The following is a 15,577-nucleotide window of genomic DNA, read 5'->3' on the forward strand; positions in this document are numbered from 1 at the left end:
CGCCCACTATCGCTGAGACCGAAGCATACGTATAGGCGAAGCGTGCCGCGATACCCACTCACGCGGGTTCAGGAACGTTCAACTCTACCTTCTTCGCGATCTCCAATGCCTTTGCACACTCGTCCACGTCATCGGGAAGGCGGTCTTCTCGAGCCTGCACTTGGATCAATCCTTGTCCAGCGTCGAACATCACGTTGCACAGACGCGCCTTCGTAGTTCCCTGGGTGATCGCTCGCGCACCAGAACGACCATTCACCTCAAGACGCTCGAACTCTGCCCAAGTAGACTTCTGCTCATTCGAGGCGACCGTATTCCGCTTGTCTTTGTACAACGTGACGGAAACAGGCTCACCTTGATAGCCACAACCCGGTCGCCACGGCAACGAATTCATAGCTTCGCCCGGAACCTCTAGTCCGAAGGACTTCAAGGTTTCCGACGAGAGGAGCTCACACGGCTTCACACTCGCCAATGTTTCACCCGACGGTGAGGCTCCAGTGGTCTCTGACGAGCCGTCACCAGCTCCTTCACTCGGCGAACATGCGGAAGCGCTAATCAACGCTGCACCGGCAGCGGCCGCCAACAACGACCGTGTCCACAGCTTCACTCCGCACTCCTCCGCAGATCATCGGCAACCTGCTCATCGGTAGCCTGATAGTTCTCCTTGGCCTGTTCGAACAGACTCGCCTTGCGCCGCAGCTCTTCGGCGAACTGACCTAGCAGGTCCGCCGCACCGCTCGAGCCGTTTTGAGCTTTGTTCCCGAACTTGGCCGCCAACTGCTGCCCAGAGGTGTAGGCCCCCAGACCTGGAACCTGCTGCAAGTTCCCAGCCTTCCTGGCAAGGTTGTCAGCTTCCTCGGCCTCACGTCTATACACCTCGGCCGCCTCGTCGGCGGCTTGGGGTTCCATGCTCAGCCCGCCGCCGGAGATCTGCTGCTGGATCCAGGAGTTCTCGTCCCGGATCGACTGCAACGCCGCACCAGCACCCACGAAACCGGACGCATCGGCGCTCTGCTCCGCCATCACGGCTCCCTTCACGTCCCAGGCATGCTCACCGTGCACGACCCCGCTCACCCACGATCACCCTAGCCGAAGGCGCGGCTACGCTGGCCCGTTATTCACCATCGCGGCTGTATCGCGGCTGTGGCCGATGTTTCACTCGCACGGCCGTAGCGGGGCAGAGGCCACCTCGCTTAGTGGTGGAGTAGTTGGCCGAGCAGGCATTGTCTCCGGCGGAGTCAGCCGATTTCCTCTCCGAACTCGTGAAGGAGCTGGCATGAAGCGTTACGACAGTGTGCCGAACGCGGCCGAGCTGACCGATGTGGCCTGGCGGCGGAGCAGTCGCAGTGGACCCAATGGGGGCTCGTGCGTGGAAGCCGCTTCCCTGTCGGATGGTGAGGTCACCGCTGTGCGGGATTCCAAGCGTCCGCACGGCCCGGCGCTGCTGTTCGACCGTCGAGCCTGGACGGCTTTCCTGCGCTCACTGGGCTGATACGGGAGAGCACGGCCGGGCCGTGCGGTTTGGTGCCGACCCGCGCCACGTACCGGCGAGGCGGCGGTACCTCGGTACCCGCCCCGCCGGTGGTCGTCGCCGCACCGTGCCCACTTGCTGTGAGCTTCCGTCGTGCTCCGCACTTCGGGCGGTCGATGGTTCAGCCGACGGGTAGCTGCGTCTCGGCATTCGCGGAAGGTTCGAGTGCTCGTGCGGCCTCGTTCGGTGCTGCTGTCCGAACCTCCGCCCGAACGTCCGCCGCTCCGTCCCGCGTTACTTCCCACGGCCGCAGTGAGTTCAGGTAGCGCTGCCACAACCACACGTTGTCGGCGTTGAATTCGCGGAGCACGTGCCAGAAGGCCCTCAACCGTCGCATTTCGGTCTCCTCGTTCGCGGTCTTCGAGTTCGCCGGCCGGCCGCTGGTAGCGGGTGATCACACCTGACAGCATGCTCCGTCCCGGGCGGCAGCAACGAGTGGCAGATCTGTCGATCGTCGATGACTTTCTGCCACAATCGCGTCGTGTCTCATTCGTGGAATGTGGCGGTACTGGTGGATGACGGCGTGGCTCCGTTCGAGCTCGGAGTCGCCTGCGAGGTCTTCGGCACGGACCGCGGCGAGCAGGGGCTGCCGACGTATGAGTTCGCGTTGTGCTCCGAAAACACGAGCTCGATCCGGACCAAGAGCGGTTTCCGGCTGATCGCCACTCACGGCTTGGAACGATTGCGGGAAGCCGATCTGGTGATCGTGCCTCCCATCGACGAACCCGCTCCGCCGGAGGTCTCCCGTGCTGTCATCGACGCGCTGGCGGAGGCGGTCGAAGCGGGTTCCTGGGTAGCAGCGCTGTGCTCCGGCGTCTTCGTGCTGGGGGAGGCGGGACTGCTCGGGGAGGGCAAAGCGGCGGTGCACTGGTACAAGGCAGCCGATTTCCGTCGGCGGTTCCCCGAGATCGAAGTGGACGAGTCGGTGCTTTACACGGCGAATCCGCCAATCTTCACCAGCGCGGGAACCGCGGCCGCGATCGATCTGTGCCTGCACCTGGTCCGGGTGCGGTCCGGCGCCCGTACCGCGAACGCCATCGCCCGCCGGATGGTCGTGCCACCGCACCGGGAGGGCGGTCAGGCACAGTACATCGAGCTGCCGGTGCCGACCTCGACCGACACGATGGGGCCGGTGCTCGACTGGATGGAGCAGAACCTCCGCGAGGAACTCCCGGTCACCGAGCTCGCCCGCCGTGCGCGGATGTCCCCGCGCACTTTCGCCCGCCGGTTCAGGACGGAAACCGGAACCACGCCGCACCACTGGCTCACCACGCAACGGGTCGCGCGTGCGCAGCAACTGCTGGAGGACACCGACAGCGCCCTCGAAGTCGTGGCCGACAGCTGCGGGTTCGGCAACGCCGCCGCGCTCCGGCATCATTTTCTGCGCAGGTTGGCCGTAACTCCCACCGAGTACCGCCACACCTTCCGTCGAAAGGTGTAGGGCGTGGTGCGGCTCGCCCGCCCGGTTCACTGCGGCAGCGGTTCGTAGCCCGCGAAGCTGCGGCTGAAGCTGGCGCTGCCGGAGCTGAGCGAACGCACGTTGACCGCGTAGCGCGTCAGTTCCGTGGTGGGCACGTGCGCCCGCACCACCGTCCAGCCGGTGTCCTCGGGCTCGGTGCCGATCACCCTGCCCCTGCGGCTGGACAGGTCACCGAGCACCGCCCCCAGGTGGTCGTCCGGGATGTGCACCTCCACCTCGTCCACCGGCTCCAGGGTGACCAGCCCGGCCTGCTCCGCCGCCGACTTCAGGGCGAGGGCCCCGGCGGCCTGGAAGGCCGCGTCGGAGGAGTCCACGCTGTGCGTCTTGCCGTCCACCAGTGTCACCCGCAGGTCCACTATCGGGCAGTCCGGTTCGATTCCCCGCGCCAGCTGAGCCCGGACCCCCTTCTCGACACTGGCGATGAACTGCTTGGGTACGGCACCACCGACGATCCGGTCGGCGAACTCGAACCCGGCGCCGCGTTCCAGCGGTTCCACCTCGATGTCGCAGACCGCGTACTGCCCGTGCCCGCCGGACTGCTTGACGTGCCTGCCGTGGCCCTTCGCCGGGCCGCGGAAGGTCTGCCGGAAGGCCACCCGCACCGGCTCGGTGTCCACCTCCACACCGATCTCCCGCAGCCGCTGCAGGATCACCTCGGCGTGCGCCTCGCCCATGCACCACAGCACCATCTGGTGCGTCTCGGTGGAGCGGTCCAGTCGCAGCGTGGGGTCGGCGGCCAGCAGCCGGTTGAGGTTGCGGGCGAGCGCGTCGTCGTCACCGTGCCCGGTGACGGCCATCGGCAGCAGCGGGTCGGGCATGTCCCACGGTTGCAGCAGCAGCGGGTCCCGGGGATCCGAGACGGTGTCGCCGGTCTCGGCCGAGGTCAGCTTGGTCAGCGCGCACAGGTCGCCCGCCACGCAGTACGGAACTTCGCGCAGTCCGGCCCCCAGTGGGCTGTGGATGTGGCCGATGCGCTCGTCGGAGTCGTGATCGGGGTGTCCCCGCTCCGACAGGCCGTGACCGGACACGTGCGCCGGGCGGTCCGGCGAGATCGTCCCGGAGAACACGCGAAGCACCGAGACCCGCCCCACGTAGGCGTCCACCGAGGTGTGCACCACCTCGGCCGCCAGCGGGCCGTTCGGATCGCACTCCAAGCGGCGCGGATCGCCGCCGCGTGGGTCGGTGAACTCCGGGAGCACGTGCTCCAACGGGGAGGGGAACGCACGAACGATGCCGTCCAGCAGTTCGGTCATCCCGATCCCGGTCTCGGCCGAGACCGGGATCACCGGGTGCAGCCCGCCGCGGGCCACCGCCGTCTCCAGGTCGCCGATGAGCGTCGCCTCCTCGATGTTCTCGCCACCCAGGTAGCGCTCCAGCAGCGTCTCGTCCTCGCTGCCCGCGATGATCCCCTCCAGCAGGCGATCCCTGGCGGCTTCGGTCGACTCGTCCGGCGGTTCGCTGCTCGCCCGCACTATTGGTGTGCTGCCCTGCGAGTAGTCGTAGCTGCTTCCGGTGAGCAGCCCGAACAGCTCGGTCGGCGATCCACCGTGGTAGCGCGGCAGGTACAGCGGAACCACCCCGCTGCCGAAGGCGGCCACGCAGGACTCGATCGCCGCCGTGGCGTCCGCGCGCGGCTGGTCCATGCGCGAGATCAGTACCGCCCTGGGCATGCCGACCCTGTCGCACTCCTGCCATATCGTCCGGGTCGCGGAGTCCACCTCCTCGGTGGCGGCCACGACGAACAGCGCCGCGTCGGCCGCGCGCAGTCCGGCGCGCAGCTCGCCGATGAAGTCGGCGTATCCGGGCGTGTCCACGAGGTTGATCTTGGTCTCGCGATGCCACAGCGGGGCCACCGCCATGCCCACGGAACGCTGCTGCTCCACCGCCGCCGTCTCGTGGTCGCAGACCGTGCTTCCCTCGGTGACCGAGCCGCGCCTGCTGATGGCCGAGGTGGTCGCCAGCAACCGCTCCACCAGCGTGGTCTTGCCGGAACCGGACGGCCCGACCAGCACCACGTTGCGAACGGCGGCGGGGTCGGTGGTCACCGGTACCGACTGAGCCTGCCCGTTGCCCGTGCGCTTGTTCCCCATCACTGCCCCCTGCCGTGTGGCACACCGGACTCGGATGTGGTGCCGAGCACACACCCGGTGGGAGGACTCCGCAAGGTCGAACCCGGGTGTACGGCGCGTCGCGGTCGTTCGCGCGCCGGAAGTGGACTGGCGAGAAAGCCACGCAGTGGCCCGTTCGCCGTGCCGCGATTCCTCCTAGGCTCGGTCGTGTCGACCCCACCCGGCGCGTGTCGGCGACCCCGTCACGTTCAGGAGGCCCACTCGTGTTCGGGCGGCCCACTCCTGTTCGGCCGGTCCAGCCGTGTTCGGGCACCGCCGAGCCCTTCGGGCGACGCTCGGCACGCCGGGTCCGGCACGTCGCCGGTGGTCGGGGCGAGCTCTTCCCGGAAGGCCCGTGCCGGGAGTCAACCGCGCGAAAGGATCGATCGAACGTGACCAACGGCGACACGACCAGCCCGTCCGCCGACACCCAGGCGACCGGAACCGACGGTGTCAAGCGAGGCATGGCGGAAATGCTCAAGGGCGGCGTGATCATGGATGTCGTCACGCCGGAACAGGCGAGGATCGCCGAGGACGCCGGGGCGGTCGCGGTCATGGCACTGGAACGCGTGCCCGCCGACATCCGCTCCCAGGGAGGTGTCGCCCGGATGTCCGACCCCGAGATGATCGACAGCATCGTGCGTTCCGTGTCCATCCCGGTCATGGCCAAGGCACGCATCGGCCACTTCGTCGAGGCCGAGGTGCTGCAGTCGATCGGGGTGGACTACGTCGACGAGTCCGAGGTGCTCACCCCCGCCGACGAGGACAACCACATCGACAAGTGGCCCTTCACGGTGCCGTTCGTGTGCGGCGCGACCAACCTCGGCGAGGCGTTGCGCCGGATCTCGGAAGGCGCGGCGATGATCCGTTCCAAGGGGGAGGCCGGGACCGGCAACGTGGTCGAGGCGACCCGGCACATGCGGCGGATCCGCGCGGACATCCGGAGGCTGTCGGTGCTGGACAGCACCGAGCTCTACGCCGCGGCCAAGGAACTGCGGGTGCCGGTGGAGCTCGTGCGCGAGGTCGCGCGGACCGGTGAGCTGCCGGTGGTGCTGTTCACCGCGGGCGGGATCGCCACTCCGGCCGACGCCGTGATGATGCGCAGGTTGGGTGCCGAGGGAGTCTTCGTCGGTTCGGGCATCTTCAAGTCGGGGGACCCGTCCGCGCGTGCCGAGGCCATCGTCAAGGCCACCACCCTCTACGACGACCCCGAGCTGGTCGCGAAGGTCTCCCGTGGGCTCGGCGAGGCGATGGTCGGCATCAACGTGGACGAGCTTCCGGAGGAGCAGCACTACGCCCAGCGCGGCTGGTGACGTCTCCTCTTGAGATGTCGGGGAACCGCCTCGCCGGATCCGGTCCACTCGTCGGCTCCGGGGGCGGTTCCCCGTGCGAGACCACGAGCGCCTGTTCAGGAGTGCTCCATGACCAGCACCGCCGTGGTGGGGCCGTTCACCGCCTGGTAGACGTGCGGCACCGCTCCGGAGAACGTGGTGTAGTCGCCCGGTTCGAGTTCGGCGGGCTCGTCGGCGGGGCCGCTGCGCATGCTTCCCGAGACCACGATCAGGTGCTCGACCGTGCCCGGCTGGTGCGGCTCCGCCCGCCGGATCTCCCCGGCGTCCAGTGCGATCTCGTGGATGTCCCGGCTCGCTCCGGCGGGGCAGGCGGACAGCAGTCCCGCCGCGAAGCCGGAGTGTTCCGCCCGGATCCGGGGCGCCTGCCCCGCGCGGATCACCCGCATACGGGGAGTCGGCAGCTCCACGAGCCTGCTGAACGGCACGTTCAACGCGACGGCCAGCGCCCACAGCGTCTCCACTCCCGGGTTTCCCTCCCCGGATTCCAGCTGCGACAGCGTCGACTTGGCCACTCCGGCTCGCTTCGCCAGCTCGGACAGCGAGATTCCCGCGCGTTCGCGGTGGTGGCGCAGCGCGATCGAGATCGTCTCGATCGCCTCGGTCTCGGATCCCCGCATAGCCGTTCCTTCTGGACTACCGATCGTTCGTCTTGACGAACGCAGTTCGTTTTGTTCATTGTAGAAGACGATGCGTTCGCCAAAAAGAACGGACCGTGCTTCCGACAGCGCTCGATTACTGCCCGCCGTGGCCTCGATGGCCCTCGCGCTGGTGGTGGTCGGGGCCTCGCTGGGAGCCATCGCGGTCTCGAGTGGCGCTCCGTTGTGGCTGGTCACGGTAATGGCCGCCCTCGTCTTCGCCGGTGGTTCCGAGTTCCTGGTCGTGGGGCTGGCCACCGCCGGAGCCGCACCACTGACCGTGCTGCTGGGCGGCTGGCTGCTCAACGCACGTCACCTGCCCTACGGGCTGGCGATGGGCGACGTCCTCGACGGCGGTCTCGGACGCAGACTGCTCGGGAGCCACCTGCTGGTCGACGAGGCCGTGGCCTTCGCGCTCGCCGAATCCGAGCCGGGGCGCAGGCGACGCGCCTACTGGGTGGCGGGGACGACGCTCTACGCGGTCTGGACGCCCTCGGTGCTGCTGGGCGGGCTGCTGGGACGCGGCCTCGGTGACCCCCAGCTGCTCGGGCTCGACGCCGCACTGCCAGCCGGGCTGCTCACTCTGGTGCTGCCCGCCGTGCGCGATCGCCCGACCGCGCGTGCCGTGCTGCTCGGCTGTCTGCTCGCCGTGCTCACCGTCCCACTGCTGGAGGAGGGACTCGCGGTGCTGGTCGCGCTGCTCGGCACCGCCGCCGCGCTGCTGCCCGTGCCGCGCGCGAGGCGCGGAACCGAGGTCTCGGAAGGGGAAACGGTATGACACTCGGCCTGGTACTGGCACTGGCCGCCGGGACCTACGCGATGCGTGCGGCGGGGCCGTTGCTGCGCGGCAGACTGCATATCTCCGAACGCGGCAGGTGGCTGCTCTCCGTGGCCGCGGTGACGTTGCTCGCCGCGTTCGTGGCCGTCAGCGCGGGTTACGAGTCGGGCTCGTTCGCGGGCTGGCCCCGTGTGGTCGGGGTGCTCGTGGGGGGTGTGCTGGCATGGCGCAGAGCACCCTTCGTGGTCGTCGTGCTCGTCGCGGCCGGTGTCACGGCCGGACTGCGTGCCCTGTGAGCGCGGCGACGGCTCGGCGGCCAGTGCTGCCACGGCGCGGGACGGGTTGCCAGGGCGCGGGGACGGGCTGCCACAGCTTCGTGGGCTCGGTGGCTCACCCGGTGGCTCACCCGGTGGCTCACCCGGTGGCTCGCCCGGTGGAACTGTCCGGCTCCTGCCGAGCACGGGTACCGCCATCGAGCCGGGCACGGGTTCGAACGGAGCTGACCCGGACGTTGCTCGTGCGCGCCACTGCCGGACAATCGTGGTGTGAACCCAGCTCAACCGGTAGTCGGTGTGCTCGCTCTGCAGGGCGGCGTCGCCGAGCATCTCGCCGCGCTGCGGCGCATCGGGGTGACGGCGTTCCCGGTGCGTCGTCCCGAGGAGCTCGCCCGAGTGGACGCCCTGGTGCTTCCGGGCGGGGAGTCGACCACCATGACGCGGCTGTTGGACACCTTCGAACTCTTCGAGCCGCTGCGTACGCGGCTGCGGGAAGGCATGCCCGCCTACGGGTCCTGTGCGGGCATGGTGCTGCTCGCGGACAGCGTGCTCGACGACCGCCCCCAGGTTCGGGGCAGTCCCGGCGTTCGATCGTTGGGGGCGCTGGACGTGGTGGTCCGCCGCAACGCCTTCGGGCGGCAAGTGGATTCCTTCGAGGCGGATCTCGACTTCGCCGGGATCGAAGGCCCGGCGTTGCGCGCCGTGTTCATTCGGGCCCCTCTCGTCGAGAAGGCGGGTGCCGAGGTGACCGTGCTGGCAAGCGTGCCGTCTCCCGCCGAGCCGTCGGACGGACGACCGGAAGAGACGGGTGCGGGTACCATCGTCGCGGTTCGGCAGGGACCGGTGCTCGCCACGGCTTTCCATCCCGAGCTGGTCAACGGTGACGACCGCGTGCACCGGCTGTTCGTGCGGATGATCAACGAGAACAGCGGGCACACCGGCCCGGGACGACCTGATACCACGGAGGAAAAATGAGCGGCCACTCCAAGTGGGCCACGACCAAGCACAAGAAGGCCGCCCTCGACGCCAAGCGCGGCAAGCTCTTCGCGAAGCTGACCAAGAACATCGAGGTCGCCGCGCGTACGGGTGGGGGCGACCCGGAGGCCAACCCCACGCTGTTCGACGCCATGCAGAAGGCGCGCAAGTCCTCGGTACCGCAGGACAACATCGAGCGCGCCCGCAAGCGCGGCGCCGGTGAGGAAGCGGGCGGCGCCGACTGGGAGACGGTCATGTACGAGGGCTACGCCCCCAATGGGGTGGCCGTGCTGATCGAGTGCCTGACCGACAATCGCAACCGCGCCGCGGGCGAGGTGCGCACCGCCATGAACAAGCACGGCGGTTCCATGGCCGACGCCGGGTCGGTGGCCTACCTGTTCAACCGGCGTGGCGTGGTGATCCTGCCCAAGAACGGTCTCAGCGAGGAGGACGTCCTCGGCGCCGTGCTGGAGGCCGGTGCCGAGGAGATCGAGGACCTCGGCGAGAACTACGAGATCCTCTGCGAGCCCAGCGACCTCGTTCCGGTCCGCAAGGCCCTGCAGGCCGAGGGCATCGAGTACGACTCCGCTGAGCCCAGCTTCCTGCCGTCGGTCAACGTGCCGCTGGACAGCGAGGGCGCGCGCAAGGTCTTCAAGCTCATCGACGTGCTTGAGGACTGCGACGACGTGCAGAACGTCTACTCGAACTTCGACGTCAGCGACGAGATCATGGCCCAGGTCTCGGCGTGATCCGGGGGAACTTCCGGACCACGTGGTCCGGAAGTTCCCTGTCCGCCGCGGTCGGTTCGTGCCCGCGTGCCGCGACCGGTTCGTGCCCGCCCCGGCCGGTTCGGTCGAGATCTTTTCACGAATCGCTGCTACTCTCCGGCGCTGACGGATACTCTCCGGCGCTGACGGATTCCGAAGTGCGGTCCGAACAGGGCCTCGGGAGGCAGCCGTGCCGGCGACCCCCACCACGTTCACGAACGAGGACCTCAACTTCGACGTGACCGACAGCGGCGTCGCCCGCGCCGGTGTCGACGCGACCGCCCGGTGGGTGACCGGGCCGTACGAGAAGGTCGTGCTCAGGGGCGTCGGCCACTGGATTCCAACCCAGGCTCCCGAGGCAGCCGCCTCGGCCGTCCTCGCCAGAGCCCGGTCCACCCGCTGAGGCTCAGATCCTGCGGACCCGTGCCAGCCAAGCGGCCGTGTCGACCTGCTCATTGGGCGAGACGCCGAGTCGGGCGGCGTACTCCTCGTTCGCGACTCCCCGGTAGACCTCGGGTCGCAGCGACTCGACGAGCCAACCCGCACCGAACGAGTCCCGCACCTGCTCGGCACTCAGTCGCGGCCCGCCCGCGTCCTCGGCGTCCGACAGCGCGAGCACGTGCACCACGGCTCCCGGTGCACACACCGCGTGCAGGCTTCGGGTGTAGGCGCGTCGTTCGACCTCGCCGAACACATGCAGCAGGGCGCTGTCCACGACGGTGTCGAACCGCGGTTCGGTGCCGAGATCGAACGCGTCGGCCACCTCGAAACGCGCGGCCACCCCGCGCTCGGCCGCGTTGTCCCGGGCCCGGACCACAGCCGTCCGGGAACCGTCCACGCCGAGCACGTCGTAACCGAGCTCGGTCAGCAGTATGGTGTGCTCGCCCTCGCCGCAGCCGGGGTCCAGCACCGAGCCCCCGATCCACCCCTGCCGTTCCAGTTCGACGACCGCGGGCTGTGGGGCGCCGATCACCCACGGCGGGTTGCCCTCCCGGTAGGTCTGCTCGAAGTGCTCCCCCGAGATCGAATTGTTCATGGTGCTCTCCCGGTCTTCTGTTCGTTCCTGGTTCGTGGTTTCCCGGTATGTGCGATACGTGGTTGCCCGGTGGCGTTCGTGCCCGGTGGCGTTCGTGCCCGGTGGCGTTTGTGCCCGGTGGCGTTTGTGCCCGGTGTCGCGCTTTCGTGCGGCACCACCGAGCATGCGAGTTCGAGTGAACTCGAAGTCAAGATCGCTCGTGTAGTCCGTCGAACTTCCCGTTTCGCGACCGACGACGGCATGTCCCCGGCGCCCACCGGTGAACTAGGCTTCGCCCCCGACGCGGCGCTCACCGGGGACGCGCGGTCGCGCCGCGAACGAACCCGTCGACGAAGAGGTGACACGTGATGACCGGGACGGCGAGCTCGACGGACGAACTGCGACGCTGGTTGGTCGACACCTCGGAGCGGTACGGAGCGGCCGTGCTGCACGTTCCCGAGGAGGAGGACCACGCCCCGTACTCCTTCTCGGTGGGCGCGTGGCGGCGGTTCGGCAAACCGGAGCTCGTGGTGATCGGTTTACCCGAGCAGGTGGGCCGGAGCGTGGTGGAGACCTACGTGGCCCGCGTCGGCCGTGGCGAGCGGTTCATCACCGGCAGGCTCTACGAAGGTTTCCTGGCCGAACAGCCCGTCACCTTCGAGCGCGTGGCCGGGATGTACTACCCGGAGTACCTGGGAAGCGCGATGCTGGTTTACGGCGACGACGACTTCCCCGCGCTGCAGTTGGTGCTCCCCACCCCGGACACCGGGCTGTTCCCCTGGTCGGAGCACGCTCCCGAGGGCTTCGCCTCCTATCAGCCGGTGCTGACCCGGAGCGGTGCTCCCGAGACCTGGAGGCCCGGTCACGACGGCGCCTGAGGACCCGCCGCCGAATCCGCCGGGCGGTCCGAAAATCACCGGACGCGCCCGCGCGTGCGCTGCGTGAAGCACGTGCCGTGACCGAACCGGACGCCCCGAGCCGGAGGCGGTCCCCGACGAGCACGTCCCGGATCCCCTGGTCGAGGGGACTCAAAGCGCCCACTGGTACCGCCTGCCGCCCGGTGCTCCGCGCATCCCTCTACTGTTCACGCTGCGGGCGAGTCTGCCCGGCTGATCCTGCCGCGGGTGCGGCCTCGCCCGGTCGGTGCTGCTTCCTCCGCTCGGTGCGGCGTGCGTGTCGCCGTGCTCGGTTCCGTCCGACCGGCCGGTATCATTCGAACGCGTGTTCAAAGCGGGCTCGCGCGAGAGGATGAGGGTGTGCGCATACTGGGAGTCGATCCGGGACTGACACGCTGCGGAGTCGGTGTCGTCGAGGGCGGGCATCGGCGCGGGGTGAGCTGTCTCGGGGTCGGCGTGGTGCGCAGCCCCGTGGACGACGAGCTGCCCCGGCGCCTGGTGGCCATCGCCGACGGGGTGGAGGAGTGGATCGACCGGCACGAACCGGAAGTCGTGGCCATCGAACGGGTCTTCAGTCAGCAGAACGTGCGCTCGGTCATGGGAACCGCGCAGGTCTCCGGAATCGTGGCGCTGGCCGCCTCACGGCGGGACATCCAGGTCGCCTTCCACACGCCGAGTTCGGTCAAGGCCGCCATCAGCGGCTCCGGCAAGGCCGACAAGCGACAGGTCACCGCGATGGTCGGCAAGGTGCTGGGAATGTCGAGCCCCCCGAAACCCGCCGACGCGGCCGACGCACTGGCACTGGCACTGTGTCATCTCTGGCGGGCTCCCATGGCGGGCAGACTCGCCGAGGCGGAGCAACGCGCGACCGAACTCGCGCGCAATCATCAACAGCGGCTGCGAGAGGCAGCACGAGACTCGTCCGGTACAAGGGGGAACCACCGATGATCGCTTCGGTGCGGGGTGAGGTGCTTTCGATCGGACTGGATCACGCGGTGATCGAGGTCGGCGGCGTGGGAATGGCCGTGTACGCGACACCGGCCACGCTGGGTGGGCTGCGACGCGGCTCCGAGGCGAACCTGGCCACCTCGCTGATAGTGCGGGAGGATTCGCTGACGCTCTACGGGTTCGCCGACGCGCAGGCCCGTGACCTCTTCACCCTGCTGCAGACCGCCTCGGGCGTGGGGCCGAGGCTGGCGCTGGCCGCGTTGGCGGTGCTCGACCCCGCCCAGCTGCGCGACGCGGTGAGCCAGGGCGACATCGGGGCACTGACCCGTGTTCCCGGAATCGGCAAGAAGAATGCCGAACGGCTCACCCTGGAGCTGCGCGACAAGGTGGCGGCGCTGTCCGTCCAGCCCGGTGTCGATTCCGGGTGGACGACCACGGAGACGGGCGTCGCGCCCGGGGCCGCTGCCGTGGACACCGCCGGTATCCGCTCCGAGGTCAGCGAGGCCTTGGTCGGACTCGGGTTCTCCGCGAAACAGGCGGAGCAGAGCGTGAACGCGGTGCTGGCCGAGAACGGTGGTGAGACCGACACCTCCACCGTGCTGCGCAAGGCCCTGGCCGGTCTCGGTCCCAAGTAGCGCGGCCCGGCAGCCCCGAGTAGTGCGGTTCGGGACGACGGCGGCGCGACAATCGAAAATGGCACGAGCGAAGTTCTGAGGAAACGATGCACGAGGACGGTCCGGTGGAGCCGGAAGCCGAAACCCCGGACGCGACGGATGCCTCCGAGGAAACCCTCTCGCCGCACCGCGCCAACGGGGAACAGGAGATCGACGCGAGCCTGCGCCCGCGCAAGCTCGACGACTTCGTGGGCCAGCAGCGCGTCCGCGAGCAGCTGCGCCTGGTGCTGCAGGGTGCCCTCGGCAGGGGGGAGCAGCCCGATCACATCCTGTTCGCGGGGCCACCCGGGCTCGGCAAGACCAGCCTGGCCATGATCCTCGCGACCGAGCTGGACTCGGCCATCAGGGTGACCTCCGGTCCGGCTCTGGAACGCCCCGGGGACCTGGCCGCGATGCTGTCCAACCTCACCGGCGGGGACGTGCTGTTCATCGACGAGATACACCGCATGGCGCGCCCGGCCGAGGAGATGCTCTACCTGGCGATGGAGGACTACCGGGTCGACGTCGTCGTCGGCAAGGGGCCGGGTGCCACCAGCATCCCGCTGGACATCGCCCCGTTCACCCTGGTGGGGGCGACCACGCGATCGGGGTCGCTGACCGGCCCGTTGCGGGATCGGTTCGGGTTCACCGCGCACATGGAGTTCTACGAACCCGCCGAGCTCGAGGAGGTCATCAACCGTTCGGCCGGGATCCTCGGGGTGAACCTGCGCCCGGACGGTGCCACCGAGATAGCCCGGCGGTGCCGGGGAACGCCGCGGATCGCCAACCGACTGCTGCGGCGGGTTCGCGACTACGCCGAGGTGCGCTCCGACGGGGTGGTCACCGTCGAGGTGGCCCGCGCCGCGCTGGAGGTCTACGACGTGGACGAGCTCGGACTCGACCGCCTCGACCGGGCCGTGCTCGGCTCACTGGCCCGCTCGTTCGGCGGTGGACCGGTCGGAGCCTCGACACTGGCGGTGGCCGTGGGCGAGGAGCAGAGCACCATCGAGGAGGTGTGCGAGCCGTACCTGGTGCGGGCGGGCATGCTGGCCCGGACACCGCGTGGGCGGGTCGCCACCGCCGCTGCCTGGAATCACCTCGGCATGGTGGCGCCGGCCAACGCCTTCGGCGCGGCGCCCGCCGCTGAACCCGAACCCGGGTTGTTCGACGAGTGAGCCCGGCCCTTTCGAGAGCGCGTCGACGAGCGGTGCGCCCCCGCACCGCGCCGGTGGGTGAGGCGAACCGGAGGCGGCGTTGTGCGCTGCATCACTGCTCGATCCTTCCGGGCGGTGTGTCCACCGCAAGGGCAGGGGCGGTTGTGTGCTGGTGAACCTGGCACACTGGGGAGCGGTACATCCGAATAGTCCGGGCGCCGGTGGGGCACGGCTCCGTTGTCGCGGTCGCCGCGCTGTCCGGGTGACGTCCGTGGATGGAGCAAGATTGACGACAGAGTATTTGATCCCGATTCTGTTCGTCGCCTTCGCGGCGCTGCTGTTCTTCCAGATGCGCAAGCAGCGCAAGGCGATGAGTGAGCAGCAGAAGCTGCAGAACTCGCTGACGGTCGGGGACCGAGTGATGACCACTTCCGGATTGTTCGGCACCGTGGTCGAGACCGAGGACGATTCGATCGAACTCGAGATCGCCGACGGTGTGGTCACGACCTGGCTGCGCCAGGCGATCCGTGAGCGGGTCGAGACCGAGGTCGACGAGGACGAGGATGAGGACGACGAGGACGAGGAGATCACCGACTCCTCGGACCGCGATTCGTCCGACGAGGAGTCCGAGGTCGCGGAGAACGCCGAGACGCAGAAGACCGGCTGAGGCCGTTCGACGGCTCCCGGCGGGCGTCGCGGTGTAGCGGCGATGCGGGTGTGGAGCGTGCTTTCGACGACGACTCCGGCAGCCTTTCGGTGGTGACCCCCGGCGGTGACCCCCGGCCGCGCGGAGATACGTCGCTCGGCCGGTGGCCGTGTCGATTTTCCGCCGTCGGGGTGTCCTCGCTGTCCATGCGGGAGCGTTCCCAGGTCACGATGACGATCACTCGTGTCACGCACCGCCCGCACATCACGATTCAGTACCTGCGCGACGCCGTCGGAATGTGACCTGTCAAACTGGACGCCGTTGTCGCGTCAGCCACGTGCGGTGTCGGCACCGTGAAGGGCCGGGC

General features: G+C 69.0%; 19 protein-coding genes. 13 read left to right on the top strand and 6 right to left on the bottom strand.

The genetic code is table 11. From position 1 onward, the window contains the following. Positions 1–58: 58 nt before the first annotated feature. Positions 59–604 (bottom strand): DUF3558 family protein, encoded by a 546-nt coding sequence (locus ACOQFL_RS01040; protein WP_435542177.1) that lies wholly within the window; start codon positions 602–604, stop codon positions 59–61. Next, positions 601–1,071: a hypothetical protein gene (locus ACOQFL_RS01045; RefSeq protein WP_435542178.1), complete on the bottom strand. Its 471-nt coding sequence runs from the start codon at positions 1,069–1,071 to the stop codon at positions 601–603. The genes ACOQFL_RS01040 and ACOQFL_RS01045 overlap by 4 nt, the downstream gene beginning before the upstream one ends. A 202-nt stretch (positions 1,072–1,273) precedes the next feature. Here ACOQFL_RS01045 and ACOQFL_RS01050 point away from each other — a divergent pair, with 202 nt between their 5' ends. After that, positions 1,274–1,489 carry a DUF397 domain-containing protein gene (locus ACOQFL_RS01050; RefSeq protein WP_435542179.1) on the top strand — a complete coding sequence of 72 codons (216 nt, stop codon included), beginning with the start codon at positions 1,274–1,276 and terminating at the stop codon, positions 1,487–1,489. A gap of 160 nt (positions 1,490–1,649) precedes the next feature. Here ACOQFL_RS01050 and ACOQFL_RS01055 read toward each other — a convergent pair whose 3' ends face one another. Then, entirely contained in the window at positions 1,650–1,865 is a 216-nt protein-coding gene (locus tag ACOQFL_RS01055) for a hypothetical protein (protein ID WP_435542180.1), read from the bottom strand. Positions 1,866–2,009: 144 nt separating this feature from the next. Here ACOQFL_RS01055 and ACOQFL_RS01060 point away from each other — a divergent pair, with 144 nt between their 5' ends. Further along, positions 2,010–2,969, top strand: coding sequence for a GlxA family transcriptional regulator (locus ACOQFL_RS01060; protein ID WP_435542181.1), 960 nt, complete (start codon positions 2,010–2,012; stop codon positions 2,967–2,969). Positions 2,970–2,995: 26 nt separating this feature from the next. Here the strand turns inward: ACOQFL_RS01060 and ACOQFL_RS01065 are convergent, their stop codons facing one another. Continuing rightward, complete coding sequence (locus ACOQFL_RS01065) at positions 2,996–5,098, bottom strand: elongation factor G-like protein EF-G2 (RefSeq protein WP_435542182.1); 2,103 nt, start codon at positions 5,096–5,098, stop codon at positions 2,996–2,998. A 410-nt stretch (positions 5,099–5,508) separates the two neighbouring features. On the opposite strand from ACOQFL_RS01065, the gene pdxS reads away from it, so the two are divergent. After that, complete coding sequence (gene pdxS / locus ACOQFL_RS01070) at positions 5,509–6,429, top strand: pyridoxal 5'-phosphate synthase lyase subunit PdxS (RefSeq protein ID WP_435542183.1); 921 nt, start codon at positions 5,509–5,511, stop codon at positions 6,427–6,429. A 95-nt stretch (positions 6,430–6,524) separates the two neighbouring features. On the opposite strand, the gene ACOQFL_RS01075 is transcribed toward pdxS, so the two are convergent. Further along, complete coding sequence (locus ACOQFL_RS01075; RefSeq protein WP_435542184.1) at positions 6,525–7,085, bottom strand: helix-turn-helix domain-containing protein; 561 nt, start codon at positions 7,083–7,085, stop codon at positions 6,525–6,527. A 70-nt stretch (positions 7,086–7,155) separates the two neighbouring features. On the opposite strand from ACOQFL_RS01075, the gene ACOQFL_RS01080 reads away from it, so the two are divergent. The 5 genes from ACOQFL_RS01080 (at position 7,156) to ACOQFL_RS01100 (ending at position 10,301) form a co-directional block, all read left to right on the top strand. Further along, positions 7,156–7,881, top strand: coding sequence for an AzlC family ABC transporter permease (locus tag ACOQFL_RS01080; RefSeq protein ID WP_435542185.1), 726 nt, complete (start codon positions 7,156–7,158; stop codon positions 7,879–7,881). After that, complete coding sequence (locus ACOQFL_RS01085) at positions 7,878–8,177, top strand: AzlD domain-containing protein (protein WP_435542186.1); 300 nt, start codon at positions 7,878–7,880, stop codon at positions 8,175–8,177. Before ACOQFL_RS01080 ends, ACOQFL_RS01085 begins: the two co-directional genes overlap by 4 nt. Before the next feature lie 249 nt (positions 8,178–8,426). Beyond that, positions 8,427–9,131 carry a pyridoxal 5'-phosphate synthase glutaminase subunit PdxT gene (gene pdxT / locus ACOQFL_RS01090; protein ID WP_435542187.1) on the top strand — a complete coding sequence of 235 codons (705 nt, stop codon included), beginning with the start codon at positions 8,427–8,429 and terminating at the stop codon, positions 9,129–9,131. After that, entirely contained in the window at positions 9,128–9,880 is a 753-nt protein-coding gene (locus ACOQFL_RS01095) for a YebC/PmpR family DNA-binding transcriptional regulator (RefSeq protein ID WP_435542188.1), read from the top strand. The genes pdxT and ACOQFL_RS01095 overlap by 4 nt, the downstream gene beginning before the upstream one ends. Before the next feature lie 208 nt (positions 9,881–10,088). Next, complete coding sequence (locus ACOQFL_RS01100) at positions 10,089–10,301, top strand: hypothetical protein (RefSeq protein WP_435542189.1); 213 nt, start codon at positions 10,089–10,091, stop codon at positions 10,299–10,301. A gap of 3 nt (positions 10,302–10,304) precedes the next feature. Here the strand turns inward: ACOQFL_RS01100 and ACOQFL_RS01105 are convergent, their stop codons facing one another. Continuing rightward, complete coding sequence (locus ACOQFL_RS01105) at positions 10,305–10,934, bottom strand: SAM-dependent methyltransferase (RefSeq protein ID WP_435542190.1); 630 nt, start codon at positions 10,932–10,934, stop codon at positions 10,305–10,307. A gap of 347 nt (positions 10,935–11,281) precedes the next feature. On the opposite strand from ACOQFL_RS01105, the gene ACOQFL_RS01110 reads away from it, so the two are divergent. From ACOQFL_RS01110 to yajC, 5 genes are all read left to right on the top strand, one after another. Further along, positions 11,282–11,791, top strand: coding sequence for a DUF4262 domain-containing protein (locus ACOQFL_RS01110; protein ID WP_435542191.1), 510 nt, complete (start codon positions 11,282–11,284; stop codon positions 11,789–11,791). 378 nt (positions 11,792–12,169) lie between these two features. Continuing rightward, positions 12,170–12,757 (top strand): crossover junction endodeoxyribonuclease RuvC, encoded by a 588-nt coding sequence (ruvC, locus tag ACOQFL_RS01115; RefSeq protein WP_435542192.1) that lies wholly within the window; start codon positions 12,170–12,172, stop codon positions 12,755–12,757. Then, positions 12,754–13,392 carry a Holliday junction branch migration protein RuvA gene (ruvA, locus tag ACOQFL_RS01120; RefSeq protein ID WP_435542193.1) on the top strand — a complete coding sequence of 213 codons (639 nt, stop codon included), beginning with the start codon at positions 12,754–12,756 and terminating at the stop codon, positions 13,390–13,392. Before ruvC ends, ruvA begins: the two co-directional genes overlap by 4 nt. A gap of 86 nt (positions 13,393–13,478) precedes the next feature. Then, positions 13,479–14,585 carry a Holliday junction branch migration DNA helicase RuvB gene (gene ruvB, locus ACOQFL_RS01125; RefSeq protein WP_435542194.1) on the top strand — a complete coding sequence of 369 codons (1,107 nt, stop codon included), beginning with the start codon at positions 13,479–13,481 and terminating at the stop codon, positions 14,583–14,585. A 265-nt stretch (positions 14,586–14,850) separates the two neighbouring features. Next, a complete protein-coding gene (gene yajC, locus ACOQFL_RS01130; RefSeq protein WP_435542195.1) occupies positions 14,851–15,231 on the top strand; it encodes a preprotein translocase subunit YajC in 381 nt (126 codons plus the stop codon). The last annotated feature ends 346 nt before the right edge of the window (positions 15,232–15,577 follow it).

Origin of the sequence: Actinopolyspora sabaoui, from assembly GCF_051225635.1 — a bacterium.
Classification (GTDB): Bacteria; Actinomycetota; Actinomycetes; order Mycobacteriales; family Pseudonocardiaceae; genus Actinopolyspora.